We start from the raw sequence: 24,502 nt of genomic DNA, 5'->3' as shown, positions 1-24,502 counted from the left end.
TATAATTTATCGGTTATTACTCTCCTTATAGCTATTGTATTCCTCGTCCGTTACCGGCTCCATCCACGTCACGCCGCCTTTGTCCAGCTGTGTGCCGATGGCTATATGTGTAAATTCGCTGTCGGGAGCCGCTCCGTGCCAATGGATGACATCAGGGGCAATCTTCACCACATCGCCGGGCAGAAGCAGCTGGATGGGTTTGCCTTTCTCCTGATAATAGCCTTTGCCGGAAGTGCAGAGCAAGAGCTGTCCTCCCTTGTGACTGTGCCAACTGTTGCGGCATCCGGGTGCGAAGGTTACGTTTGATACCGTGCAGCCGAAACCGTCCTGCGGAGCGACATAGCCTTGCAGCCAGGCCTTGCCCGTAAAATTCGGATTATCTGGCATCAGCGTACCGCGTGCGAACGGGTCGTCATCGTCCAGCCCATTCACTAAGGTTGTCATTTGCCTAAGCTGCCCCTCGGTAATGCCTTGACGCAGGCAGATGGCGGAATGTGACTTCAACATCGGTTCTACTCCCTCGCCCATTGCGGTAAGGATGGACACGGTAGCCAGTTCGCGCTCCTGCCACGTAAGCAGGTCACGTTCGAAGATGTCGCAGAACAGGTGTTCCTTCAGGTATTGTTCAATGATGGGGGCAAAGGCGGCATAGCCTGTCTTGGGCGCATCAGCTGGTGCTCCACTCAACTTTTCAAGCAATTCCGCTCCACGGGTGTACTTGTCCCGTTTGTCAGTTATGGCTGATGCCTCGCGGCCTACGGTATCGGTAATGCCTTGTGCCTTGCGGCTGTCCAATACTTCCATAAAGGTTTGCAGGGCACGCAGGCTGCGGGGAAATCCGCAATAGGCGTAGGCGTGTACCAATACTTCCTTGATTTCATTTACCGTCATCCCATTGTCCAATCCACGGGAAAGGGATGTTTTCAGATTATTCAAGTCTCCCCGCGCCGTGGCCGAAGCGATGAGTACGATGTTCTGCTGGCGCATGTCCAGCGTGTCCGTTTGCTGTGCCTGTGCCGTCTGGCAGAGGGCAAGCAAAAGAAGTGTCAGGGATAAGATAGCTGTCTTCATAAATCATTCTGTTTTAATTATTATTCTATGTGCAAAGTTACGCCGTAAGCCATCGCCCGTCCATACACAGATTACAGAAGGAAGCACCAATATCAACGAATGTATTTCGAGCATAGCTCATACGGTGTATAAGGGTATCTCTAACGGCGTATGAGGCGGTCTCATACGCCGTATATGCTCAAAAAAAAGCATCCTCGAAATTCTCATTCCGAAGATGCTCTACGTTTATATGTTATGAGACTAAGAAGAGTAGTTAGTCAAGACTTTTCTCTTTCAACCAAGCGGACAATAAGTCGGCAAGCTGCACATTGTTCTTTTCTGCAAACAAGAAGTGCGAGTTGCCTTTGATGCCCTCGTCCGGCAGGTGTACCACCGTGACATCGCCACCGTGGCGATTAATGCAATCGGCAAACAGACGTGCCATTTTCAGGCGGACACGCCAACTATCCATTGCCCAATTGTCGCTCGGCTCATCGGGAATGTAGTCGCCGTAGTAGATGATAATCGGGAAACGGGTCAGCTTCTCGAAATCAGCCAAGGTAATGGATGTCGCACTCAATGCCCCAAACGGGCTGATGGTCTGCAAGGGGGCAGGTGTTTCGCCTTCGGGAAAGACGAAGCCACTGCCCGGCTCGTAGGAAACGATGGCACGTACCTTGTCGCTCTTGATGGCAGTATGCCAGCCTGGTCCTCCACCTTGCGAATGGGTGACGAGGATACCGCCTCCAATCTTGTCCATAAGGGCTGCCACATCGATGGCTATAAGCTGTTCATCGTATGCTCCTGTATTCGGAGTGATTTGGCGGAAGAACTGTTCCAATACTTCCGCCGATTGCGGAAACTGGCTGCCGTCATAATAATCCGGCCACACACCCATGCGGAAATTCTCAAACCAGAACTGGTCATCGGGCGTGGCTTTGATGGTTTCGTCTATCGTGCTGCGTCCGGCACGCCCTCGGCGAGGCTGGTCTATCAAGTAGGTACAGAATCCCCGGCGCAAGAAAATTGTAGAAAAGCCCTCGCGTCCGTCGGGCGTGCTTTCCCATGTCTTGGCTGACTGCCCGGCCCCGTGCAGGAATACGAGCGGATTCTTGCGGGCATCTGCCGGAATCTGGTAAGACACATAGGCGTGGTCGCCGTGCAATGTCTGTCCGTCAGGTTTCAGAGGCTGATTTGTGTCATAAGTGCCTTGTGCGTTTTTTACCGTTCCCCCAATTAAGAAACTACCTTGCTCACGGATAGCAAGGATACTGTCGTTTGCCATCCCCTCTTGAGTTTGGGATGAGTATCCGCCACAGCCTGCACACAAGGCAAGCAAAGCGGACAGAATAAAGTAATTGAATCGTTTCATTTCTATGCTTTGATTTTTGTTCCTCCGAATACGTCAGATATTGGTGTCATCGCCAATATCCAGTCTATCTGTTTCACTTCTTCACCGCTCAGGATAACGTCTGCCGCCCCTGCATTCTCTTGAAGGCGGTAGACCTTGCGTGTGCCGGGAATAGGCACTATCCACGGTTTCTTGCAGAGCATCCACGCAAGAGAGATTTGTGCGGGTGTAGCATTCTTTTCTGCGGCGATGCGGCGAATAAATTCCAACAGGTCACGATTCTTGTCGTAACTGTCAGGCTGGAATTGCGGCATTCCTGCCCGGTAATCCGTGCCTGCATCGAAATGCGAGGCGGCATTATAGCAATCGGACAACAGCCCGTTGGCAAGCGGCGAAAAAGCCACAAGTCCGATGCCCAATTCCTCCAATGTAGGAAACAACGCCTCATGCCAACGAGCCATCATCGAATAGCGGTTCTGCACGGCGGTAAGCGGACAAACAGCATTTGCACGGCGTATATCTTCCTCCGACGCTTCCGACAAGCCCCAATAGAGCACCTTGCCTTCCTTTATCAAGTCTTTCACCACTTCAGCTACCTCTTCCACCGGTACATTCGGGTCGGGGCGGTGCTGATAATAAAGGTCGATATAATCGGTCTGCAAACGCCGGAGTGAACTTTCTACAGATTTCCTTATGGTTTTAGGGCGCGAGTCAGGCAGTAACGGATACGGTACGCGCCCGCTATCCATGTCGAAACGCAGCCCGAATTTCGTAGCGATGACAATCCGGTCTCGGTAAGGCTTCAGGGCATCGCCCAGTAGTTCTTCATTGTCGTGCGGACGTTCCGCCGTGCCATACACCTCTGCCGTGTCGAAGAATGTATAGCCCATATCCACAGCTTTTGCCAGCATTTCCGTCATTTCGTGTCTGTCGGCAGGCGCACCGTAAGCATGGCTCATGCCCATGCAACCCAGTCCGACGGCAGACACACGCAAGCCGCGGGTTCCCAAATTTCTATAGTTCATAAACGGATGATTTATTTAGTTTTGTTGGTTATTATTGGATAATGTCGCATCCCGTTTTCCTTTCTTCCACAGCTGCCACGAGTTCACCACGTTCTGCCAGAGGATGTAGCAACTGGGTGCCACGGATATGACAGGGGTCAGATAGGTGTAGGATACCCAAATGGCAAGTATCGTGTTCTTCTGTCCGAAACCCTGTCCGCAACTGATGTAGTCGTGGCAACGTTTACCCACCAGCTTCCCGATGCCGAACTGCCAGGCGCACGCCACCATTGCCGACAAAGCCAGCAGCCACATTACGTGCGGATCGAAGTGGCTGTTCACCACCGAGCGCAGTGTCAGTCCGATAGCAATGACGAGTGATATGCCCCACAAATAGAACGCCAGACTTCCACACCATTTCACTACAAGCACGTGCAGCTTGGGGGCAAACTCCCTCAATGCCCATGCCGCTAAGAACGGGGTGAGCAGCAGCGGAAACACACGCCGCAGGATAAGCATGAATTGTTGCCCGAATGAACCTGCCGACTGCATCTCCACCAGCGGGAACACCGCCGGAATCATCACCGCCGCTACCAGATTACTGAGAATGGTGTAGGTGGTCAGCGTAGTTTCATTACCGCCCAGCCGTCCGGCGATAACTGCCGCCGCTGTTCCAGTGGGAACAATCAAACATACCAAAGCACCCTGTACCACCACATTGTATGAGAAGTCAGGGAAAAAGTGTATGGGCAGTGCCACCGCCATGCAGCACGTTAACTGTATAGCAAGCATAATCATGTGCCACCGTTTGATGCGCATTTCACGAGGGTTAACCTTACAGAAAGTTGTGAACAGTTGGATAAACACCATTGTCGGCAAAATGTAATCATTCGCTCCTTTCGCCAGTACTTTCAACGGACTGAGCCACGGGATGTAATGAAACATCAGGTAAATGCCGACACCAGCGAACATACCAAGCGGAAGCGTCCATATCTTGAAGAAACGGATGATTCTTTCTTTCATATCAAGCCTCTTTTTTTACGTCTAATCCTCCAAACACATCGCTCATCTCCATTCTGTCCAGCACTTCATCAATAGCCTGTACTTCTTCCTGCGTAAACACGATGTCTGCCGCTCCAGCATTCTCTTTCAGGCGGGCAAGCTTTCGTGTGCCGGGAATGGGAACTATCCACGGCTTTTTGCAGAGCATCCATGCAAGGGAAACCTGCGCAGGCGTGGCACGGTGCGTGTCTGCGAGGTGGTTGAGGAGGGCGAACAGCGGACGGTTCTTCTCGAAGCTCTCTGCCGAAAACTGGGGCATAGTGCTGCGAAAGTCGGTCTTGGGGTCGAACTTCGTTTGTGCGTTGTAACACTCGCTCAGTACGCCGTTGGCAAGGGGTGAGAAGGCGACGAAGCCAATGCCCAGCTCTTCGAGCGTGGGGAACAGTGCCTCGTGCCATCGTGCCATTATCGAATAACGGTTCTGCACGGCGGTGACGGGGCAGACCTTGTGAACCCGCCGCAGGTAGTCTTCACCAGCCTCGGAGATGCCCCAATGGAGTATCTTCCCTTCCCGGATAAGTTCCGCCATGGTTTCTGCCACGGTTTCCGGCGCCACGTGCGGGTCGATGCGGTGCTGCCAATAGAGGTCGATATAATCTGTCTGTAACCGGCGTAACGAACCTTCCACTTCACGGCGGATAGCCTTGGGTGAAGAATCTGCCAAAACCGGCCATGGCCAAGGTACAGAGCGGTCCATAGTGATGCCGAACTTGGTGGTAAGCACTATTTTGTCACGGTAGGGTTTTAACGCCTGTCCTACGAGATGCTCGTTGTCATGCGGGTCAGCCTGAGTGCCGTAGCTGGCAGCTGTGTCGAAGAAAGTGTAGCCCACATCCACTGCCTGTGCTAGTAGTTCCGTCATTTCCTTTTTGTCGGCGGTCGCGCCATAGGTATGGCTCATGCCCATGCAGCCTAATCCTATGGCTGAAACGCGAAGGCCGTCCGTTCCTAACGTTCTATATTCCATAATCTATAGAATTTTTACAAAGACAATGCGAATTTGATGTAACCGGGGTCATTGAAATCCACCGTTCCTGCATCATGCCGGTTAAGGGTGGAGATGGCTTCCATATCGTTGTCGGAGAGGCGGAAGCCGAAAATGTCGAGATTCTGTTCCATGCGCTCGCGGTGTGTGCTTTTGGGGATAGCCACTATGCCCTGCTGCGTGAGCCAGCGCAAGGCGACCTGTCCGGCGGTTTTGCCGTGGCGCTGCCCTATCTGCACCAAGACATGGCTTGACAATATTTCCGGTGCATCTGGACCTCCCAAGGGGCCCCACGCCATTAGTGTTGTGCAGAACTCGTCCAGAATAGGACGTATGCCGTTCTGCTGACTCAGCACATTGCACTGAAGTTGGTTGATTGCTGGCTTCACTCCGGCGTGCAAGGCGAGGTCTACGAAGCGTCCGGTCTGGAAGTTGGAAACCCCTATAGCACGTGTCTTGCCAGCCTTCAGAGCCTCTTCCATGGCCCGGTACGTGCCGTAATAATCACCATACGCCTGATGAATGAGCAACAAGTCCACATAGTCAGTCTGCAATTTGCGGAGCGATTCATCGATGGATGCGGCGGCTTTCTCATATCCGGCATTCGAAATCCATATCTTGGTAGTGAGAAATAGCTCTGTGCGCGGTATGCCGCTTTTCCGTACAGCTGTTCCCACACCGGCCTCGTTACCATAAACCTGCGCTGTGTCAATGGAGCGGTAACCTGCTTCGAGAGCCTGCGACACACAGCGCTCACATTCAGCCTGCGGTATCTGGAAAACACCGTAACCTAAAAGGGGCATTTCCACCCCATTGTTCAGTTTTACATATTCCATAAATAGATTCTTTTTGTTAGAGTTTTGCTCCCCACACCATGCGCTCCACGTCCTCCAGCGTAGCGTTGAAGAAACGTTGCTCCTTGTTGAGCGAACGCATCTGCCGCATCTCCTCGTCGGTCAGGGCGAAGTCGAAGATTTGGATGTTCTCCTTGATGTAGTCGGGATTCGACGCACCGGGGATGACGGAGAAACCCTCCTGGATGTGCCAGCGCAAGATGACCTGTGCCGGGCTCTTACCGTGGGCTTCGGCTATCTTCTTTATCACGGGGTCTTTCAGCAGCGCACCGTTACTCATCGCGCCGCCCAGCGGGAACCAGCATTCCATCTGTATGCCTTCCTTGGCGGCCTTCTTGCGCATCTCCAATCGCTGTGCATAAGGGTGGCACTCTATCTGGAGCACTTGGGGCTTGATGGTGGCACTGTCCATAATAGCGTTCCATACTTCATCGTTGGCGTCGAAATTACTGATGCCGAGTGCACGCACCTTACCCATTTTTACAGCCTTTTCCATATCCTTCCATGCTCCTACGAAGTCACCAACGGGCTGGTGGACGTAGAGCAGGTCAATGTAATCCAACTGCATCCGTTCCAGCATCGCGTCAATGGCTTTCATCGTCTTGCCCTCGCCGTACTCCGTAGGCCAGAGCTTGCTTGTTATCCAGATTTCCTCACGTGGAATACCGCTTTCCTTGACAGCCTGACCAACGCCTTCCTCGTCTTGGTAAGCGTGTGCCGTATCTATATGGCGGTAGCCTGCCTTCAATGCGGTAAGACATGATTGCTTACAGATTTCATTGGAACCTTGCAGGAATGTTCCCAATCCGAAACGAGGCATATCTACACCATTGTTCAGTTTCACTACGGGCACGCCTGCCGTGGTAGTTTTCTCTTGTGCGTTCAGGACGCATACGCTACCGCAGATAAGCAATGCGGACAGCAAAACTTTTTTGAGTGTATTCATTTTTAATTTGATTATAGTCGTTTTCATTGTCTGTTACTTTCTTTGATGCTCCACAACGACACGTGTTCATTGCGGTAGCGGGCGTTGGGATTCACCTCGCCACGTGCCAGCAACGGGTCGTCGGGTAGTGATTGAAATTGGATGGCTTTCTGCGGACAGTTGTGGATGCAGGCGAAACAGAAGTCACAGTCGTCCTCGGTCTTTACGCCCGTAGAGGTCAGTTTGTAGTTGCCGCGCGGACAGACTTCGGTACATACGGCACAACCGATGCAGGCATCCGTCACTTGGAAATACTTCTCGCTGCGTTTCAGGAAGCCCACTTCGGGGTCGAGACGAGAGAAGAACATAAAGCCGTCGTGGTTGCGACGGTCGTCATTGGTAGCGGGCTTTACCCAATGCTTCTGTTGGCTCAAGTCCGCCTTTACCTTCTCTATCTGTTCGGGGATGTGCTTGTCTATCTTCATTTGTTCTGCCATATCAAAGTTGGGCAGCCAATTATCCACCATCACAAGGGTGTTGATGTAGTCGAATTTTGTGCCTGCCTGCTGTGATATACCGTCCCATAGTTCGGCGGCGTTGAAGTCAAGCATCCCGTAGGTGAGGACGGCAAACTTGTAGCTTGCCTTGATGCGTGCCTGCTTGATGAAGTTCCGCACCATATTGGGTGGCATGTGTCCGTAGATGGGATAAACGATGCCTATCTCGTCCGCCTCAAAATCGCGATGACCTTGCTTTACCATCTGCGGAATGCTGAGCAGTTCGGTATCTTCGTCTGCCAGTTGCCGAGCAATGTAGAGGCTGTTGCCCGTGGCGGTGAAGTAAAGGACGATGCGTTTCTTCTTTTTCATATCGCAAGAAGTCAATACCGTGGGCATACTCAATGCGGCTGCTCCCGCCACAAATATTCCCATCCGTTTTAGTGCATCACGACGGGAGATGCCTTTGGGGTTGTCTTTATTTGTTTTCATAATCAATGCAACATTATCTGTGTCAGGAAACTGTCAAACCACGTAGTCCATTCTCCCTGTACGCCAAAGCCGTGCGGCCAACCGTCCAGTATGTGTTCTTCTACCTGCACCCCAGCTTCACGGGCAGCGTTGGCGTTGGCAATGAACTGGCGGTAGAAGGGGTCCTCCGTACCGTAGGTGTAGAATGTCGGGGGAATATTCCCTGCACGCAGGTCGTCCACGTTGTTATTTGATACGCTCAACCGTCCATAGAACGAGTAAATCATACCGATGGCACATACGTCCGCCGACACCTCATCGAGCGCATCGGGAACATAGTTGTCATCCAATACCGTACCGTTTACCAGCCCGTCGAAATGCAATGCCTCGTCGCCACAGAGGATGCCACCAGCAGAGAAGCCTACCGATGCGATATGGTCGGGGGAAATGCCATAATCAGCGGCGTGGCTACGGACATAGCGGATGGCACGTGCCAAGTCCAGACTGCCTTCCTCCATCGTATAGGGACGGACACGGTAGTTCACCACAAAGCTTTGCCAGCCCAATTCCGCCAGCCGCTCCGCCACGGGCGCACCTTCGTTGGGGCTACGGAACATAAACGCACCGCCGGGACATACCATCACGGCTCCTTTTACCTCCACGCCGTCCGGCACAGGATACCACACCATATTGGGACGGAAATCAGGGCCATCCTGATAGTTGCCGTTGTTTACGGTGTAGTTGGTTTCGGTCGGCATATTGCCTTCCGGCCACAAGTAGGTCTGTAATTGTATTTCGTCCTCGCTTCCTTCTTCGCCATCTTCATTTGCGGTGGTGAAGTGGCGTGCCGTGCCATACACTGTGCCAGACGCAAGGGTAGCAAAAGCTCGGACATAGTAGGTTGTGCCCGGCGTAAGCCCCATCATATAAACGGCGAATGTTTCGGGCGAGCCGTCAGCGTTGATATGCGAATCGTTGATGGTCGGTTCAGTGGAAGTGCCCCAGCAGATACCGAAAGCAGTGATGCTTTCCGTATTGCCGGAGATGCGCCCGCCGGATATGGCGGAGGTGGCGGTAATGTCGGTCGTAACAATAGTTTCTACCGTTATTTCCGGCAGCCATCCGTTTTCTTCCGTATTGTCGCAAGCCGTTGCAATCGTCGCGGCAAGCAACAGACAGAGTGTCTGGAATATTTTTTTCATACGCTGTTTATCGGATAAAATTGGTATGTATTCGTTTTTCTGTTTCTACCGGAGTGTCGCTGTTCCGCAAGTTACGCAGCATCCACGCCATATTGTGCGCCAACGTGCGCATCGTCTGGAGTCCTTCTGCATCCTGCAAGGCTTCGTCTGGATTGCGTCCGTGTACACAGTTCCAGTATTGCGACGGCACGACGGGCATATTGAGAATGGTGAAGTATTTGTTCAACCTATCAAACGTAGCGGTAGCCCCTCCACGCCGACAGACCACTACGGAAGCCGCAGGTTTGTATTGCGCCAGTTGTCCGCTGGAATAGAACAGGCGGTCGAGCAAGGCGCAAAGGCTTCCCGCAGGTCCTCCGAAATAAACAGGCGAACCGATGATGATGCCGTCTGCCTCCGCCAGCTTCTCACGCAAGGTCAGGTATGCTTCATCACGGAACACGCAGATGCCTTTCTCCTTGCACTTGTAGCAGCCGATACAGCCTTGCACGGGGCGGTTGCCAATAGAAAGGATTTCGGACGCAATGCCTTCCTCGTCCAAAGCTTTCGCCACTTCTGAAAGTGCGGTAAACGTATTCCCGTTGCGATGCGGACTTCCGTTTACCAACAGCACTTTCAGTTGTCTGCCTTTATTTGCTCTTTCCATAATCGCAAAGCCATTTCACCGTCTGCGGGTCGTAGTGCGAGAAGAACAGGCTGTGGCCTAAATCCAACTGGCGAATGCGCAGCATATCCCCGTCGCTTAATGTAAAGTCGAATACGTCGAAGTTCTGCTCCATACGTTCCTTGCGGACGGACTTCGGGATGACAATCACGCCGCGCTGGATGAGGTAACGAAGGGCGGTCTGTGCCGCACTCTTATTGTATTTCGCACCGATGGTTATCAGCGTTTCGTTGTCGAAGAAGTTGTTGCGCCCCTCGGCAAACGGTCCCCACGCCATAATGTGCGTGCCGTATTGCTCCATTATCTTCTGCGCTTCTATCTGCTGGTTGAACACGTGCGTTTCCACCTGATTGACCATCGGCGGTATTTCACTGAACTCCGCAAGGTCAATGAATCGGTCGGGGTAGAAGTTCGATACGCCGATGGCTCGGAGTTTTCCCGCCTTGTACGCTTCTTCCATCGCCCGCCACGTGCCATAGTAGTCGTTGAATGGCTGGTGAATCAGCAGCAGGTCGATGTAGTCGGTTTGCAATTTACGGAGTGATTCATCAATGCTGGCCTTTGCCCGCTCGTATCCGGCGTTGGAAATCCATACTTTCGTCACAATGAACAATTCTTCGCGCGATACGCCGCAATTCTTGACGGCATTGCCCACGTTCTGTTCGTTGCCGTATGCCTGTGCCGTATCAATCAGACGATAGCCCACGCTAATCGCATCCCTTACGCACCGCTCGCATTCCGACGGTGACACCTGATAAACTCCATAACCCAAAATCGGCATCTCGACGCCGTTTCTCAATTTTACTGTATCCATATCGTTAATGTATTAAGTTTGATTTCTGATGCAAAGTTACATTGGCAGAGTTTCTCCGTCCATACACAGATTACAGATTGAAGCACCTATTTCACCGAAGCCCCGGAAATATCTCGGATGGTACTTATCCTGACGGATTGGCGTTGTCGGAGATAATGAGGACAAATGTTAATAAAGATGAGTCCGGAACTGATGGTACATCACCCCGGACTTGATGTAGGATGAGGTACGGACTGATGTAGGATGAAGTCCGGATTCATCTTTCATCGGTTGTCTTCCCAAAAACGGACAGCCCCGTCAATCCATCCCTCGGCACTCGTTCCGATGCCCAGCCCGAAGCCGTGCCGGAGATTCGGATAGAGGTGGAACTCTGCCGGAATGCCGATGGCTTGCAAGGCTTCCGTGCGGCGGCGCATCGTGTTCGGATTGGCAATGCCGTCATTCGAACCGACTACTGAATAGGTCGGCGGGTCTTGCCGGGTATATTCGCTATGCCCCGTATAAGCCATCACCACCGTGCGCGGACGGGGAAGCTGTGCCGCACCGAAAGCCGCCGTTCCGTATGAACCGATGTATGCAGCCATACGTGCCCCGGCCGAACTGCCCCACACGGAATAGCCCGCTGTATCGACCTGCAATTTCGTGGCGTGGCGGAAGATGTATTCGATGCCCGCCGCTAAATCCTCGCAAGCCGTCTGTGCACTGCCTGTCTGGTATTGGATGACAAACGCATTGTACCCCATCCGGCTCAACGCTAAGGCATGGGGAAAGCCCTCGTGGATGGAGCCGACATACGAAAATCCTCCGCCGGGACAGACGACCGCAAACGGCGCACCAGGCCGTCCACGGAAAAAGAACAGTCCGGCATCCTTGCGTCCTAAGTCATAATAAATCCTGCGCCCCGCCGCCACGGAATCTATCATCTGGTTGATGTAACCCACGCACCGCTCCGCGTCAATATAATTATGATAAGGGAGTAGCTGCGCCACATCAGCGAGCGGCATATCGGCATCATAACCCCATTCCAAAGGAAGAATGTATCGGCTGAACCCGTCGAATGCCGGATGAACCAAAACATCAGCGATGGTACTGCGGGTAGTCAGGTGTTCCATTGTTGCAGGAACCGAATCGTTCTCTTCTTGCGAAGTCACATAAGGCGAAGTTGTACTCTCGTTGCAACTGCTGAAAGATAAAACTGTCATAAGCAAACAGATATTGATAGTCATTTTCATTTTGTCCTCTAATTCGTTATGGTGCAAAGGTAGTACGAAGACGGTTCTATGTCCATACACAGATTACAGAATGAAGCACCAATATCAACGGAAGCCAGTCGATGCAACTCTCCTACAATCAGCCGGATAACACATATAACAGAATCTTGCACCTATTTTACAGATTTAGCTTCCGGCATGACCGAAAGACCATGAAAAAAACTAATTTTGTGGCATCATACCAAAATAATGGAGGAAATAAGGCATGAGTGACATCATAAATATCAGCACTATCCATGATTATAATGAGTTTTTGGGCATTGAAACGCTCAATCCTTTGGTGACATTTATCGACTTCCGGGAAGTCAAAGTATTAAAACATAAAAAGAAATGTTATGGCTTCTACGGCATTTACTTGAAGGAAAAGATACATGGGAAACTGACTTACGGACGTAGCCAGTATGACTATCAGGAAGGTACGCTGGTATTTGTAGCCCCCGGACAGGTGGCAGGCATTGATGACGGCGGTGAGACACCCAATCCCGAAGGCTTTGCTCTGTTGTTCCATCCTGATTTGTTGCGCGGTACAAGCCTTGCCCGCAAGATGAAGGAATACACCTTCTTCTCCTACGAAGTGAACGAAGCCCTGCACATGTCCGAGCGTGAACGCCAGACCATCTTCAACTGTTTCATCGAAATACAGGAAGAGCTTCACCACAGCATCGACAAACACAGCCGCAGTATTATCACTTCAAACATCGAAGTCCTGCTCAACCATTGCCTCCGTTTCTACGACCGTCAGTTTGCCACACGTGAGGTTATCAACCGCGATGTTCTTACCCGTTTCGAGGATTTGATGACCGGTTATTTCGACTCGAACAAACCCGAACTAATAGGTCTGCCAACCGTAGCGTGGTGTGCCGACCAGCTCCACTTCTCAGCCAACTATTTCGGTGACCTCATCAAGAAAGAAACGGGCAAATCAGCCATTGAATATATCCACCTCACCGTCATCAACCGTGTCAAGGATTTGCTGGCAAGCACGAGCAAAACCGTGAGTGAAATTGCCTATGAAGTCGGATTTCAGTATCCGCATCATTTGAGCCGGATGTTTAAGAAGGTGGTAGGGTGTACACCGAATGAGTATCGAGAACAAGAAAGGGTCATATAAAAAGCAAAATGTGAATAAAGCCGATGATAGAACACTAACTATCATCGGCTTTATTCACATTTTCATTCCACGGATTTCCTTGTGTTTTATGCCCGGCCTGCCTATTATAATATGGTCACGGATGTAGTCATGGGCTGCATCGTCCGGCTTCGGCACGTTCTCCGGCTTCGGCAAGTCCTGACCGCCACCTTGTACCTGCCCTTTATCGGGCGTTTCCTCATGTTTGGGAGCCAGTTCCAACTGTATCTTCCGGTCGAGAGCGGCAAGTTCGGACTTCAACTGTTTCAGCTCGTCCTCCTTCTTCCACGTCTTGCCCGCTATCTCCTGCAACTGCGGTATCTCGCGTTCCAGCGTCTCGTTTTTCGCCTTGTACTGGTCAATGACGGAGGGTATCTTCTCCAGCGCGTTCAGGAAGTTCACGGCGGCGGCATGGGTATCCGCCATAGCCAGATGCCCGTTGTTGTAGGTGTACCTGTAGTTCCCTTCCACGAAAAAGCGGTTGTCGGTGAACTCCAGCCCCTCGCTGAGTGTCCGCTCGCTCACCACCTTGACGGGGAAGCCGTACAGCTCGCCGATGCGCTTGGGCTGACCGCCTGTCGTGGCGTTCTTGGCTATCTCCTGCAACCGCTTGCCGATGGTCTTCTCGTCGGTGGTGTCCAGCCCGTCAATCTTGATGGGATTGAGCCGGTTGCCCTCCTTGTCAGTCTGTACGGCGGCGGTGAACTTCTCCCAGTCCTCCGTCATGCCGGCAATGACCGCTTGGTTGTTCCTAAGCGCCGAGGTCTTGCTCTCCAATTTCAACTCCGAATCCCGCTTGCCCTTGTGGAACGACTTGCGCTCGCCCTCCAGCGAGGCGATTTTCTTTTCGAGTTTCGCCTTGTCCAGCAAATCCGTGTTGCCGGAAAGTATCGCCATGTACTCCGAAAAGTTCATGCCCGACTTCTCGTCCATCGCCCCCTCGTCGATGGTTCGTGCGCCCAACGCGCCGCTTTTCAACTGCGAGATGAACGTCTGCTTGCAATGCAGCAGGTTGAACTTGTAGCTGTCCAGCGACTTCTCCACCGCATAGATAATGACGTCCACCTTGTTGTCCGCATACAGCTTGGCAATCTCGTTGCCTTTCCTGACCGCCCGTCCATCCCTTTGGGCGAGGTCGGACGGGCGATCGGGTAGGTCAAAGGCATTACTGCCCTCTTCCCCCCTCAGAACCGTACGTGAGGGTTTCCCCTCATACGGCTCAAGCTTTTCAAAGTCTCTGTTCGTGTGCAGAGACCGGCTCATCCTACTTCTTGTTTCCATTGTTTTTACGGGATAATTTGAAACATTCATCATGAACCAACAGATTGCATTTCCGTCCGTCTTGTACGGTCGGCATTACATTCCATGCCTTATGCGTGTCAATCGGTTCACCACATATCGGACATTTCCGACCTTGCTTTTCCCATAGGTAAAGCAGGGATTTACGTCCTTTCAGCGTCACAAGCATCTTTGACTTCATTCTTTTATTGAAGTACAGGCGGCAGTCTGCGTCAAACGGATTCATGTCCCCCTTTATCTGCGTATATTGCAGAAAAGGAAACGAAGATGCCAGTTTCAACAAGGTAAGTTGGTCTTCTTTGCCGTTTGATTTCTTGAACTTAGCCGCAAAAGTCCAGCTGTTCCCTCGGATATTGTGCCAATAGCGGTCTTTTATCCACTGTTTCCCTTTCTTGGAATGACGGCGTTTAGCCCATTGCCACAAGGCGAGAAATATCTGATGGTCGATTCTGTGAAAAGAATCACGTGTCGCCCCATGCTGATAATATGCTCCCCATCCTCGAATTTTAGCATTCAACATCCTGATTAATGATTCCTGCTTGCAACCCTTATGACCTTTTGTCACCTTACGGATATTCTCCATAAAGCGTTTTTCGGCTTTCTTGGTCGGCTTGGTCAATATTTCATTACCGAATTTGCGGATGTTGAAACCGAGAAAATCGAAACCGTCACGGATATTGGTTATCACCGTCTTTTCTTCTGATAAGGTCAGACCTCTTTCAGACATAAAGTCGGCTACCAATGGCTTGATTTCCTTTTCAAGTGTTTCACGGTTCTCGCAGGTAATTATAAAGTCATCAGCGTAACGGACAAGATTCACCATTGGCGAATATAACTTACCTTTGATTCTAACTCGTTTATATTTCTCTGCAAGGACTTTCTGCAATCCGTCCAATGTCATATTGGCAAGCGTGGGAGAGATAATGCCACCTTGTGGCGTTCCCTCCTCTGTCGGGAACATCTGTTTGTTGAAGATATAGCCGCATTTCAACCATTTTCGGAGTATTGCCTTGTCCATAGGGATGTTGGCAAGCAGCCATTCATGGCTGATATGGTCGAAGCACCCCTTTATGTCACCCTCCAGAATCCATTCGGGAGAATAGCCTTTTCGGAGAATGTTATGGCATTGCATTACCGCGTCCATACAGCGGCGTTCCTTGCGGAAACCGTATGAACGTGAGTCGGCTGTTGTTTCCGACACTGGTTCTAATGCCATAAGGTAGAGTGCTTGCATGGCTCTGTCTTTCATTGTCGGTATTCCCAACGGTCGCAGTTTGCCATTACTCTTTTTGATGTGGACTCTTCTCAATGGCTTCGGCTGGTAGCCTCTGCGTTTGAGTTCGCTTATTGCTTGTGTTTTTGCTTCGGGTTTCTCCCATGTTTCCATGTCCACTCCGGGGGTGTTGCCACCTCCGTTAGAAGTAACTCTCTTTACGGCTAAGGCTTTTGCGTAAAAAGAGTGGGTCAGCATCCACTGCAAGGCTTTCACCTTGTTGTATCTGCCTTCCTTCTGAGCCTTTACAATTCGTGCTTGTAGCTTTCTGACAGCCAACTCCGCTTTAGTCCAGTCTATTCTGTCCCAAAGTGTTTGCTGATTGTCAGCAGGCGCACACGATGTCTTGTTTTCGTTCATTTGCTTTCCTCCTTTTGAAAGTTCTAAAAGTTAATTGTAAAGAATCACCATTTGACAACATTCGGTTTGATTGCCTACCTAATGTCGTCACAGAAGTCTGCCCACTTTCGTGTCGGATGATGTCGCCCACATCAGCCCGTGATGTCGGTTCAATCCGTATCCGCTCCATTACAGAACGGCATTCGCTTTTTCTGTTATCTTATACCTGCACACCATTCGGCTTTCATTGCTGTCAGCTTACCTGTCATTTTTACATGACAGGAGATATACAGGCTTACCATGTTCCACATAGATAACTAACGGATAGGTTAGGTTCTGTCTCATCCTCCGGCGGTGCTTATATCCGTGTAATCCTACCATGGAGAGGATTAACCGACCGCTTCCCTTTTGGGTAGAGTGTGCCAGTATCTTACACTCTTTCGTGACATTACGAAGTTTACTAACAGTTCGCTTGCGCTAACCATACTATCCAGCCTCGCCACTCTACGGTATGATACTAACCGTACTTGACTTCCCCTCACGGTTCTGTCTTGTCTTGCGAAAGTGTACTTCGTCCCGACCGCTTAATACAACATTAAGGTGCATCGGTCGGTAGGCTACCGCTGACGGAACAGCGGGTTAAAGCTGATACCCGTAAGTATCATTCCAACAATTATCTATGCGACTTCATGTCGCACCCACGGCGTGTCGAGGTGATGGATGGCGACAGCCCTCCTTTGGGCGTTCACGCCCGTGCCGAGCATACTCGTCGAACCGAACAGCACACGCACGTACCCCTCGTTCATCGCTTCTATCACCGCCTTCCGTGCCTTCTCGTTCTTGCACTCCTGTATGAAGCGGATTTCATGGGCGGGTATGCCGTAGTCCTCCACCAGTTTGCGCTTGATTTCGGTATAGACACTCCAGCCGCCACCGGGCTGGTACGTACCCAAATCCGAAAAGACGAACTGCGTGCCTTTTTGCGCGTCGTACTTGCGGTAATACTCCGCTATCATCTTGGCGCAATGGCTCGCCTTGTTGTCGGGGTGGTCCTCGTAGTTCGGGTCAATCATGCGCATGTCCAATGCCATTTTCCGTGCGTAGTCCGTGGCGATGAGCATCTTCGCCTTCTCCTCCGTTTCCGAGAGCGGCGGTCTGCCCAATATCGTCGCGTCGCCCGACTTGGCGAACTCCATCAGCTTCCCGATAAACACCTCTTGGTCCGGAGTGGGCGGTATGTGGTGCAGTATCTCGTTCTTCTTCGGACGGTCCACGCCAATGTCCTCCGCCGTGCGGTAGTCGGTTATCTCGTTGTAGAACGCCGCCAGCTCCGGCACCTTGATGAAGTAGCGGAAGCGTTCCTTCTGCACGATGTTGTTCGTCACGTTGAACTCGAAGTCGGTGGTCTTTTTGGCGAATATCGCCGCCCATGCGTCGAAGCAGCGGATGTCCTGTTTCTCCAGCGCCTTCGGGCGTAGGTACTTGAAGAGCAGATATAACTCCGTGAGGCTGTTGGAAATGGTAGTCCCAGACAAAAACGTCGCCCCCAAGTCCTTGCCCGTCCTCTCCTGTATGGTGCGGATGGCGAACAGCAGGTTCAACGCCTTCTGGCTTCCCTCGGAGTTGCCCAGTCCCGCCACACGGTCATGGCGCGTGTTGAACGTCAGGTTCTTGAACTGGTGGCTCTCATCGACAAAGAGGTGGTCGATGCCCATCTGCTTGAAGTCCACCACGTCGTCCGTGCGTGACTTGATGGCGTGTTCCACCTTTTCGAGCTTCGCCTGAAGGTTGATTTTTCTTTTCTCCAGCCCCCTCAGCATGGCACGTGACACATCCTTACCCTGCTGACGCAGCACTTCGAGGTTTTCCTCCACCGAGTCCAGTTCTTCCTGCAAGATGCGTTGCTGCAACTCCGGCGACTGCGGTATCTTGCAGAACTGGTCGTGCGACATGATGACGCAATCCCAGTCGTTGTTCTTGATGTCGTTGAAGAAGCGCACCCGGTTGGCTGCCGTAAAGTCTTTTTCCGAGGCGTAGAGTATTTTCGCGTTGGGATAAGCCTTGCGGTAGGTCTCGGCAATCTCGCGCACGTTGGCTTTCAGACCGATAATCATCGGCTTGTGAACCAGCCCCAGACGCTTCATCTCATAGGATGCGACACACATTATCAGCGTCTTGCCGCCGCCAACCTCCTGGTCGGCGATACCGCCGATGTTCAATTTCAGCATCCATACGCAGTCCTTCTGCGAAGGATACAAGTCCTTTATCCCCAAGCCTTTCAGGTCCAAGTCCGGGAACTTCTGGTGCGAGCCGTCGTACTTCGGGCGCACGAAGCAGTTGAATTTGTTGTTGTACATGTCCGTCAGCCGTTTCTTGAACTCCGGAGACTGTTCCTCCAGCCATTCGGTGAAGCCGTTGCGGATTTCATCAATCTTCGCATTGGCAAGCTGTATGCCCTCGCTGTCGCGCACCTTGATGTCATTGCCGTGCTCGTCCTTGCCGATGCTTTTCATCATGTCCGGGCAGGTGTTGTGCAGGGCGTGCTTCAGGAGGTTCATGCCGTCGTAGTGGCGGTAATAGCCCTTCACCAGAAACTCGTCCGTGATTTTCATCGTCTTGTGACTGCACGCCACCGCATACTCGTCGATGTTTTCCGAATAGGTTATCCGCACCTCCGTGTCGAACAGGCGGCTCATGTAGGCGGCATACACGCCCGTGGGTATCCACCGCTCCCCGAAATTGAAATCCAAATCCTCAAACGGTATTTGTTCGGGTATGCTTTCGCGCAATGCCGCCAAAGCCTCCTGCGCCTGCGGCAGCATCCCGTGCCCTTCATTTTCCTTTATCCAGTCTTCCACGTCGGCGGTCTTCTGCACCACGTTCCCTGCGATGAAGCGGTCGGCTATCTCGTAACCATCCGCCAGCGGATTGTAGAACACCCTGCCTTTCAGGGCTTCGAGTATCTCTGTCTGCGGCAGGTCGCAAAGTGATTCCATGTAGGGCAGGTTCACGCCGCCGTACCGGTTCAGCGAGGCGGACAGGGCTTCTTCGGGCGACTCCACTCCGGCAAGCGTTTCCTGCGCGAAGGAAACGGGATGGTCGAAGATGTCCGCCTTGACGAACTGCCCGTTCTCGCCGCGCTCCAGCGAGAGCATGTTGCGCCCCGAAGCGTCCATGAGGACGAGTTTCGCGTTGTGCTTGGCGTTCAGGTTGCCGTAGCGCATGACAAACTCGTCATAGTAGGTGTTCAGGTTGCGGCGCAGCAAGGCGTTTTCCTCGTGGTTTTCCGCTTCGTGGGTGTAGAGCCGCTCGTAGGTGTTGCGCAGGTCGATGTAGAGCTGTGCCTTCTGCGCATGCATCCCCTCCATGTCGAGCGGCTGGAATGTTGCCCCGTACTTGGTGACATCCTTCAGCACCCCGATTTGGAAACGGACGCCGCCGGTATGTTCCCATACCATCGAACCTTCCTTCAGGTGCGGCTCCATAATGCCCTTGAACGGACGGGGCATCATCGCTTCCTCCTTCCTGCGCTGCCGTTCTTCCGGTGTCTGGGCTGCTTCCTCCTCGCGCATCTCCCTTTCCACACGCTCAATCCGTCTTCTTCCCTCTGCCTCAAAGCCGTTCTCTACTGGATAGACCGGATGTATGGATTGCGGTCGGACTGTATCCGCTTGCTTGGCGGCATTGGCATCCATCTTTTCCTTTCCCATCCGGCGCAGTTCGGCACGTTTCTCCGGCGTGAGCGACATCATCATTTCATAGAAGCCGTTGATGGGCGGGTTCGTTTCCCAGTCCAGACTGCGGTAAACGGCATCCTCCGGGTCATCGTCTTCGGCTGGGGCGGTAGCACCTTCGGTCTTTCCGTGCAGGGGTACTGGCTCTTCGTGCCGGCTTTCCGGCATTCCGCTCGCCCCTTGACGGATGATTTCCTCTATTTCCCGTACCTCTTCGGGGCTGATGGCAGGAGCCGTTTCCGCGCTTCTGCCTCTTGCCGCTTCATTTTCTTTTTTCGCCGTTACCCCCTGCCAGTCAGCAGGCATCGGGAACAATGACGGTTGCACCGGCTTCCGGCGTTTGAACTTGGCTCCTTTCTTCCTCTCCGGTTTCAGTCCCCGTTCCGCCAATCTGCGCTCCTCCTGCGTGTAGCCGAACAGGTCATACAAGTCCATGACAGGAGCTTCGTGCTGTTTCGTTTCCACGACCTGCGGTGCGGATTTTACCGCTTCTGCATTTGGCTGTACCGTTTTTTCTTCTATTTCCACCTTCGGCTGTTGTACTTCCTGAACTTGCGGCTGGACGGAAATCGTCTGTGTTTCACGCTTTTCAGCCTTGACGCCATTGTAGCGTTCCAAATCCAGCCGTGCCGACAGGTCCGCCGACAATATCCGGTACAAGTCCGTGGCGATGCCCTCCACGCCGCCGCTGTGCGTATATACCATAGCCGGCTTGCCGTAGGGGTCGGTATCCCTTTTCGCGTCGGTGTGGATGATGTATTCTGGGTGGTCGAAAAAATACCCGTTGGTGGAAATTCCCGTATGGTTGTTCTTTACGACATCGCCCAACCTCTTGTCTTCTTCGGAAAGTTCCTCCTTGCCCTCGTTCTTTTGCAGGATAATCAGGTCACACCCCACCTCCGTGTTGGCATTGTCCGTGAACAGGTTGTTCGGCAGGCGGATGGCGGACACCAGATCCGCCTTTCTCATCATCATGTAGCGTGTGCCGCCGTTGCCCTCCGTATCCAGCACGCCCTGCGAGGTGATGAATGCCACGATACCGCCGTCACGCACCGCGTCCAGCCCTTTCAGAAAGAAATAGGTATGCACCTTCCTTGCCGCTATCTTTTTGAATACCGAGCCATTGGTGTATTCCGGGTCGAACACGGCTATATCCCCGAAAGGGATGTTGGAGATGGCAAGGTCAAACCGGTTCAGGAACGGCTTTTCTATCTTCTCGAAGCCTTCCCTGCGTATCTTCTGCTGCGGGTACAGGTGTCCGAGCATCTTGCCCGTCAGCAGGTCTTTCTCGAAAGCCATCACCTCCGCCTGCGGATTGTCCGACAGTACCGGGGCGATGAACGCGCCCATGCCCGCCGACGGCTCCAGCACGAGCTTCGGGCGCACCTTCTTGTCGTGGAGCACGTCCACGATGGTGTCCGTGATGGCTTGCGGCGTGTAGAACGCCGTCAGCACCGAGGCTTTCAGCGAGTCCACATACCGCTTGTACTCCGTTTCGTCCCTGCTGTTCTCACGGATGATACGGTGCAGTTCCACCGTCGGGGCGAACAGTTCGAGGTCGGACTTCACCCAATGCACGGCATCCGCCAGTTCCTTTGCCGGGTTCAGGATGCACTTCAGCCCTCCGAAGCCGCAGTACCGCTCCAGCAGCGCACGTTCCCTTTCCGTCGGGGTGCGCCGTTCCCGGTCAAGCGTGAACGCCGTGCGTACCGCCTCGATGTTGTCCCTCAGCTTCTGTTTCCTATTGAACGCCATAGGACTCCAGATAAAGCATGACGGTTCCGACCAGCTCCGTGTAGAGCAGGTCATGCGCGGGTGACAGGGCGAAGGTGTCATCCGACGTGTCGTAACCGGCAAACAGGTTGTTCAGGTGGGGGTAGAGCCTGCGGCAGAACGGTTCACGCTCCTGTTCCGCCACCTCGTCGGCAAATTCCCTCTCCACGACCTCCGTCAGCAGGGCGTAGGGAGAGAAGTGCAGCCCTTCGAGCAGCACGCGCATGGCTTCCTCGTGGGCGTCCTCCACCGTGCCGCCCGCCAGCCTTTCCTTCTCGAAGGTGGCGGTGGCTGCTTCTTCGCGTCCGGCAATGAAACCGGTATCCGATGCTTTGTCGGGATGGTATTTTCTCAGGTAGTCCAGTAGGTACAGCCCGTAATAGGACAGTTCCGCCGGAACGGTTTTCTTGTTCTGTTTCATCTTTTTATGGATTTAGTGGTGAAAAAATCGGATATTGATATGGATAAAGGAGAAGAAAAAAGGCACCCGGTATCCCTCCGAGTGCCGCCACTAAATCCATGTAAAGAAACAGTATCAACGAATTGAAACAGATTATTACATGAATCAGTGGCAAAGGTAGTCATTATTTTCTTCTTCCTTTCATGTTTGTACTCTTTCTTGTGCCTTTGGCTTCGGGAAAGATGAATTTCGTGTTGAAATCCGCATCGAAGGCGACCGCCGCGCTGAACGGATTGCCCTGTTTGCTCTTGAAGCCGCTGAGGACACCCGTCCTCCCTTTTGCCAGCAGGTCGGTCATTTCCGTGTCGGTGAGCGTCCTGCCCGCTATCTGGCGGAACACCGGCAGGGCGCAGTCCGGGTTGTCGCAGCGCACCACCTTGCCGTAGAACTGCATCGTGCCCGTGCCGCACTTGGGGCAGGCGCAGCCCGATGCCTTGTGACCAAAGATTTTGTCGCAGGCGAGCAGTTCGGTGGTTATCTTGCGGGTGTAGTCCTCGATGTCGTGCAGGAAAGCCTCGTGCGGCGTCCTGCCTTTTTCTATCTCCGCCAGTTCCGACTCCCAGCGCCCGGTCATTTCCACATCGGCGATGTCCATGCCCTTCACGATGGAATACAGGGCAAGCCCTTTCTCCGTCGGCACGAGCGACTTCTTCACGCGCACCATGTATTCGCGCCGGAGCAGGGTCTCGATGATGGCGGCACGGGTGGCGGGCGTGCCGATGCCGCAGTCCTTCAACGCCTGCCGCGCTTCCTCGTCCTCCACGCCCTCGCGTCCGGCGGTCTCCATTGCCGCCAGCAGGGTGCTTTCCGTGTGCAGCGGCTTCGGACGGGTCATGCCCGAACTCATCGTGCAGCCGTTCATCGACAGCGTGTCGCCCTCCTTCCAGTCGGGCAGTACGGTGTCCTCCCTGTCCTCGCCATAGACCGAACGCCAGCCCGCCTTGCGGACGATGCACCCTTTGGTTTCAAACGCCACGCCTTCGCACTCCGCACGGACGGTGGTCGTGTCCTTGACGCACTCCAGGGAAAATGCCTCAATCATGCGCCCCACAATCATGTCGTAGATGAGCTGTTCGTTCTTGTAAAGAGCCAGCGGACGGTTCGGGGTCACCAACAGCGCATGGTGGTCGGTCACTTTCGATGCGTCCACGCTGCGGCGGTTCAGTTCGCCCATATCTGCAATCTTCTCCGCAAAGGACGAATGACCTGCCAGACGGTCGAACAGCGCAGGCACTTCGTCAAACACGTCCTCCGGGATGTAGCGGCTCGACGTTCTCGGATAGGTGACGAGCTTCGCCTCATAGAGCTTCTGCACGAGGTCAAGCGTCTGCTCCGCCGTGAAGCCGTGCTTCGTGTTCGCCTCCTTTTGAAGTGTAGTTAAGTCATATAATAATGGAGGGTTCTCCACCTTCTCTTTCTTTTCGACTTTGACAACGGTTGCCGCCATTTGTGCCTTTACCTTATTATATAATGCGGCGGCTTCCTCCTTGTCTTTCCATTTCTCCACCGAGGCGAACTTTACCACTTCACTTGCGCTTACCGATGGTACGGTAAAGTGAAGCTGGTGTACCGGTTCGGGCGTGAAACGCTTGTTTTCCCAGAAACGCTTGCAGACCATCGCCAGCGTGGGTGTCTGCACACGCCCTACGGAATACGTGCCCCGTCCGGCGGCGACGGTCAATGCCTGCGTGCCGTTGATGCCCACCAGCCAGTCGGCTTCGCTACGGGCTTTGGCGGCATGGTAGAGGCTGTCGTACTCGTGACCGTCCTTCAGTTCCTTCAGTCCCTTGCGGATGGCGGCATCGGTCAGCGAGCTTATCCACAGTCTTTGAAAGGGCAAGGTACAGCCGGTATAGGCATAGAGGTAGCGGAATATCAGTTCCCCTTCACGGGCACAGTCGGTTGCCACGATAATACTGTCGCTCTCGTTCCACAGCTTGGTTATCACTTTAATCTGTTTCACCGCCGCAGCGTCCGCCTTGTAGCCCTTGTCCGTCTTCACCTGACGGGGGACAAGCTCGAACCTTTCGGGAATGACGGGCAGGCTGTCGCGCCGGAAGCCCCTGATGCCGTACCCGTCGGGCATGGCGAGCTGTACCAGATGCCCCAATGCCCATGTCACGTGGTAGCCGTTTCCGGTGAAATACCCTTCTTCTTTCTTCATTGCGCCGACAATCCGTGCTATCTCACGGGCGACGCTCGGTTTTTCTGCCAATATGGTAATCATGTCTTTTTCTATTTAATCTGTTGATACTCTTGTTTCTTTGGGTGGGAATGAAACGGGGCACGTCCTTGTCCATGGGATATGCGGTACAGGGCGGTGTATGCTCCCCGTTTCAATCCGT

General features: G+C 53.0%; 16 protein-coding genes and 2 pseudogenes. 1 reads left to right on the top strand and 17 read right to left on the bottom strand.

The genetic code is table 11. From position 1 onward, the window contains the following. Positions 1-6 precede the first annotated feature (6 nt). From BQ7480_RS06310 to BQ7480_RS06255, 12 genes are all read right to left on the bottom strand, one after another. Positions 7-1,071: a carboxymuconolactone decarboxylase family protein gene (locus tag BQ7480_RS06310; protein ID WP_072542180.1), complete on the bottom strand. Its 1,065-nt coding sequence runs from the start codon at positions 1,069-1,071 to the stop codon at positions 7-9. Between the two features lie 253 nt (positions 1,072-1,324). Next, positions 1,325-2,422: an alpha/beta hydrolase gene (locus BQ7480_RS06305; protein ID WP_072542179.1), complete on the bottom strand. Its 1,098-nt coding sequence runs from the start codon at positions 2,420-2,422 to the stop codon at positions 1,325-1,327. A gap of 2 nt (positions 2,423-2,424) precedes the next feature. After that, positions 2,425-3,426, bottom strand: coding sequence for an aldo/keto reductase (locus tag BQ7480_RS06300; RefSeq protein ID WP_072542178.1), 1,002 nt, complete (start codon positions 3,424-3,426; stop codon positions 2,425-2,427). 15 nt (positions 3,427-3,441) lie between these two features. Beyond that, positions 3,442-4,428 (bottom strand): hypothetical protein, encoded by a 987-nt coding sequence (locus tag BQ7480_RS06295; protein ID WP_072542177.1) that lies wholly within the window; start codon positions 4,426-4,428, stop codon positions 3,442-3,444. A 1-nt stretch (position 4,429) separates the two neighbouring features. Next, positions 4,430-5,434, bottom strand: a complete 1,005-nt coding sequence (locus tag BQ7480_RS06290) for an aldo/keto reductase (protein ID WP_072542176.1) — start codon at positions 5,432-5,434, stop codon at positions 4,430-4,432. Between the two features lie 14 nt (positions 5,435-5,448). Further along, positions 5,449-6,288: an aldo/keto reductase gene (locus tag BQ7480_RS06285; RefSeq protein ID WP_072542175.1), complete on the bottom strand. Its 840-nt coding sequence runs from the start codon at positions 6,286-6,288 to the stop codon at positions 5,449-5,451. 16 nt (positions 6,289-6,304) lie between these two features. After that, entirely contained in the window at positions 6,305-7,252 is a 948-nt protein-coding gene (locus BQ7480_RS06280) for an aldo/keto reductase (RefSeq protein ID WP_083581877.1), read from the bottom strand. 23 nt (positions 7,253-7,275) lie between these two features. Then, the gene (locus BQ7480_RS06275) at positions 7,276-8,220 is read right to left on the bottom strand and encodes an EFR1 family ferrodoxin (RefSeq protein WP_072542174.1); all 945 of its coding nucleotides are present in this window, start codon (positions 8,218-8,220) and stop codon (positions 7,276-7,278) included. A 2-nt stretch (positions 8,221-8,222) separates the two neighbouring features. Then, positions 8,223-9,401, bottom strand: a complete 1,179-nt coding sequence (locus BQ7480_RS06270) for an alpha/beta hydrolase (RefSeq protein ID WP_072542173.1) — start codon at positions 9,399-9,401, stop codon at positions 8,223-8,225. A gap of 7 nt (positions 9,402-9,408) precedes the next feature. After that, complete coding sequence (locus BQ7480_RS06265; protein ID WP_072543930.1) at positions 9,409-10,020, bottom strand: flavodoxin family protein; 612 nt, start codon at positions 10,018-10,020, stop codon at positions 9,409-9,411. Between the two features lie 10 nt (positions 10,021-10,030). Continuing rightward, positions 10,031-10,879: an aldo/keto reductase gene (locus BQ7480_RS06260; RefSeq protein ID WP_072542172.1), complete on the bottom strand. Its 849-nt coding sequence runs from the start codon at positions 10,877-10,879 to the stop codon at positions 10,031-10,033. Between the two features lie 263 nt (positions 10,880-11,142). After that, complete coding sequence (locus tag BQ7480_RS06255) at positions 11,143-12,081, bottom strand: alpha/beta hydrolase (protein WP_235816646.1); 939 nt, start codon at positions 12,079-12,081, stop codon at positions 11,143-11,145. 274 nt (positions 12,082-12,355) lie between these two features. Here BQ7480_RS06255 and BQ7480_RS06250 point away from each other — a divergent pair, with 274 nt between their 5' ends. Then, the gene (locus BQ7480_RS06250; protein WP_072542170.1) at positions 12,356-13,261 is read left to right on the top strand and encodes a helix-turn-helix domain-containing protein; all 906 of its coding nucleotides are present in this window, start codon (positions 12,356-12,358) and stop codon (positions 13,259-13,261) included. A gap of 54 nt (positions 13,262-13,315) precedes the next feature. Here the strand turns inward: BQ7480_RS06250 and BQ7480_RS06245 are convergent. From BQ7480_RS06245 to BQ7480_RS06225, 5 genes and pseudogenes are all read right to left on the bottom strand, one after another. Beyond that, positions 13,316-14,437, bottom strand: a pseudogene (locus tag BQ7480_RS06245) (DNA methylase); the annotation flags it as partial. Positions 14,438-14,543: 106 nt separating this feature from the next. Next, the gene (gene ltrA / locus BQ7480_RS06240; RefSeq protein WP_072542168.1) at positions 14,544-16,211 is read right to left on the bottom strand and encodes a group II intron reverse transcriptase/maturase; all 1,668 of its coding nucleotides are present in this window, start codon (positions 16,209-16,211) and stop codon (positions 14,544-14,546) included. Positions 16,212-16,888: 677 nt separating this feature from the next. Then, positions 16,889-21,679: pseudogene (locus BQ7480_RS06235) on the bottom strand (N-6 DNA methylase); the annotation flags it as partial. Continuing rightward, the gene (locus BQ7480_RS06230) at positions 21,666-22,118 is read right to left on the bottom strand and encodes a DUF1896 family protein (protein ID WP_072542166.1); all 453 of its coding nucleotides are present in this window, start codon (positions 22,116-22,118) and stop codon (positions 21,666-21,668) included. The gene BQ7480_RS06230 and the pseudogene BQ7480_RS06235, both read right to left, overlap by 14 nt. A 163-nt stretch (positions 22,119-22,281) precedes the next feature. Continuing rightward, complete coding sequence (locus BQ7480_RS06225; protein WP_072542165.1) at positions 22,282-24,384, bottom strand: type IA DNA topoisomerase; 2,103 nt, start codon at positions 24,382-24,384, stop codon at positions 22,282-22,284. Positions 24,385-24,502 lie beyond the last annotated feature (118 nt).

The organism is Bacteroides mediterraneensis, assembly GCF_900128455.1.
Lineage (GTDB): Bacteria > Bacteroidota > Bacteroidia > Bacteroidales > Bacteroidaceae > Phocaeicola > Phocaeicola mediterraneensis.
The sequence above is the reverse complement of the archived record's forward strand: the minus strand, read 5'-3'. Positions and strand labels throughout refer to the sequence as shown.

Excerpts from the sequence above, each read along its gene's own strand:
- BQ7480_RS06255 (WP_235816646.1), bottom strand. The coding sequence starts at position 12,081 with ATGACAGTTTTATCTTTCAGCAGTTGCAACGAGAGTACAACTTCGCCT.
- BQ7480_RS06285 (WP_072542175.1), bottom strand. The coding sequence starts at position 6,288 with ATGGAATATGTAAAACTGAACAATGGGGTGGAAATGCCCCTTTTAGGT.
- BQ7480_RS06295 (WP_072542177.1), bottom strand. The coding sequence starts at position 4,428 with ATGAAAGAAAGAATCATCCGTTTCTTCAAGATATGGACGCTTCCGCTT.
- BQ7480_RS06270 (WP_072542173.1), bottom strand. The coding sequence starts at position 9,401 with ATGAAAAAAATATTCCAGACACTCTGTCTGTTGCTTGCCGCGACGATT.
- BQ7480_RS06300 (WP_072542178.1), bottom strand. The coding sequence starts at position 3,426 with ATGAACTATAGAAATTTGGGAACCCGCGGCTTGCGTGTGTCTGCCGTC.
- BQ7480_RS06250 (WP_072542170.1), top strand. The coding sequence starts at position 12,356 with ATGAGTGACATCATAAATATCAGCACTATCCATGATTATAATGAGTTT.
- BQ7480_RS06260 (WP_072542172.1), bottom strand. The coding sequence starts at position 10,879 with ATGGATACAGTAAAATTGAGAAACGGCGTCGAGATGCCGATTTTGGGT.
- BQ7480_RS06275 (WP_072542174.1), bottom strand. The coding sequence starts at position 8,220 with ATGAAAACAAATAAAGACAACCCCAAAGGCATCTCCCGTCGTGATGCA.
- BQ7480_RS06280 (WP_083581877.1), bottom strand. The coding sequence starts at position 7,252 with ATGAATACACTCAAAAAAGTTTTGCTGTCCGCATTGCTTATCTGCGGT.
- BQ7480_RS06230 (WP_072542166.1), bottom strand. The coding sequence starts at position 22,118 with ATGAAACAGAACAAGAAAACCGTTCCGGCGGAACTGTCCTATTACGGG.
- ltrA (WP_072542168.1), bottom strand. The coding sequence starts at position 16,211 with ATGAACGAAAACAAGACATCGTGTGCGCCTGCTGACAATCAGCAAACA.
- BQ7480_RS06225 (WP_072542165.1), bottom strand. The coding sequence starts at position 24,384 with ATGATTACCATATTGGCAGAAAAACCGAGCGTCGCCCGTGAGATAGCA.
- BQ7480_RS06290 (WP_072542176.1), bottom strand. The coding sequence starts at position 5,434 with ATGGAATATAGAACGTTAGGAACGGACGGCCTTCGCGTTTCAGCCATA.
- BQ7480_RS06305 (WP_072542179.1), bottom strand. The coding sequence starts at position 2,422 with ATGAAACGATTCAATTACTTTATTCTGTCCGCTTTGCTTGCCTTGTGT.
- BQ7480_RS06310 (WP_072542180.1), bottom strand. The coding sequence starts at position 1,071 with ATGAAGACAGCTATCTTATCCCTGACACTTCTTTTGCTTGCCCTCTGC.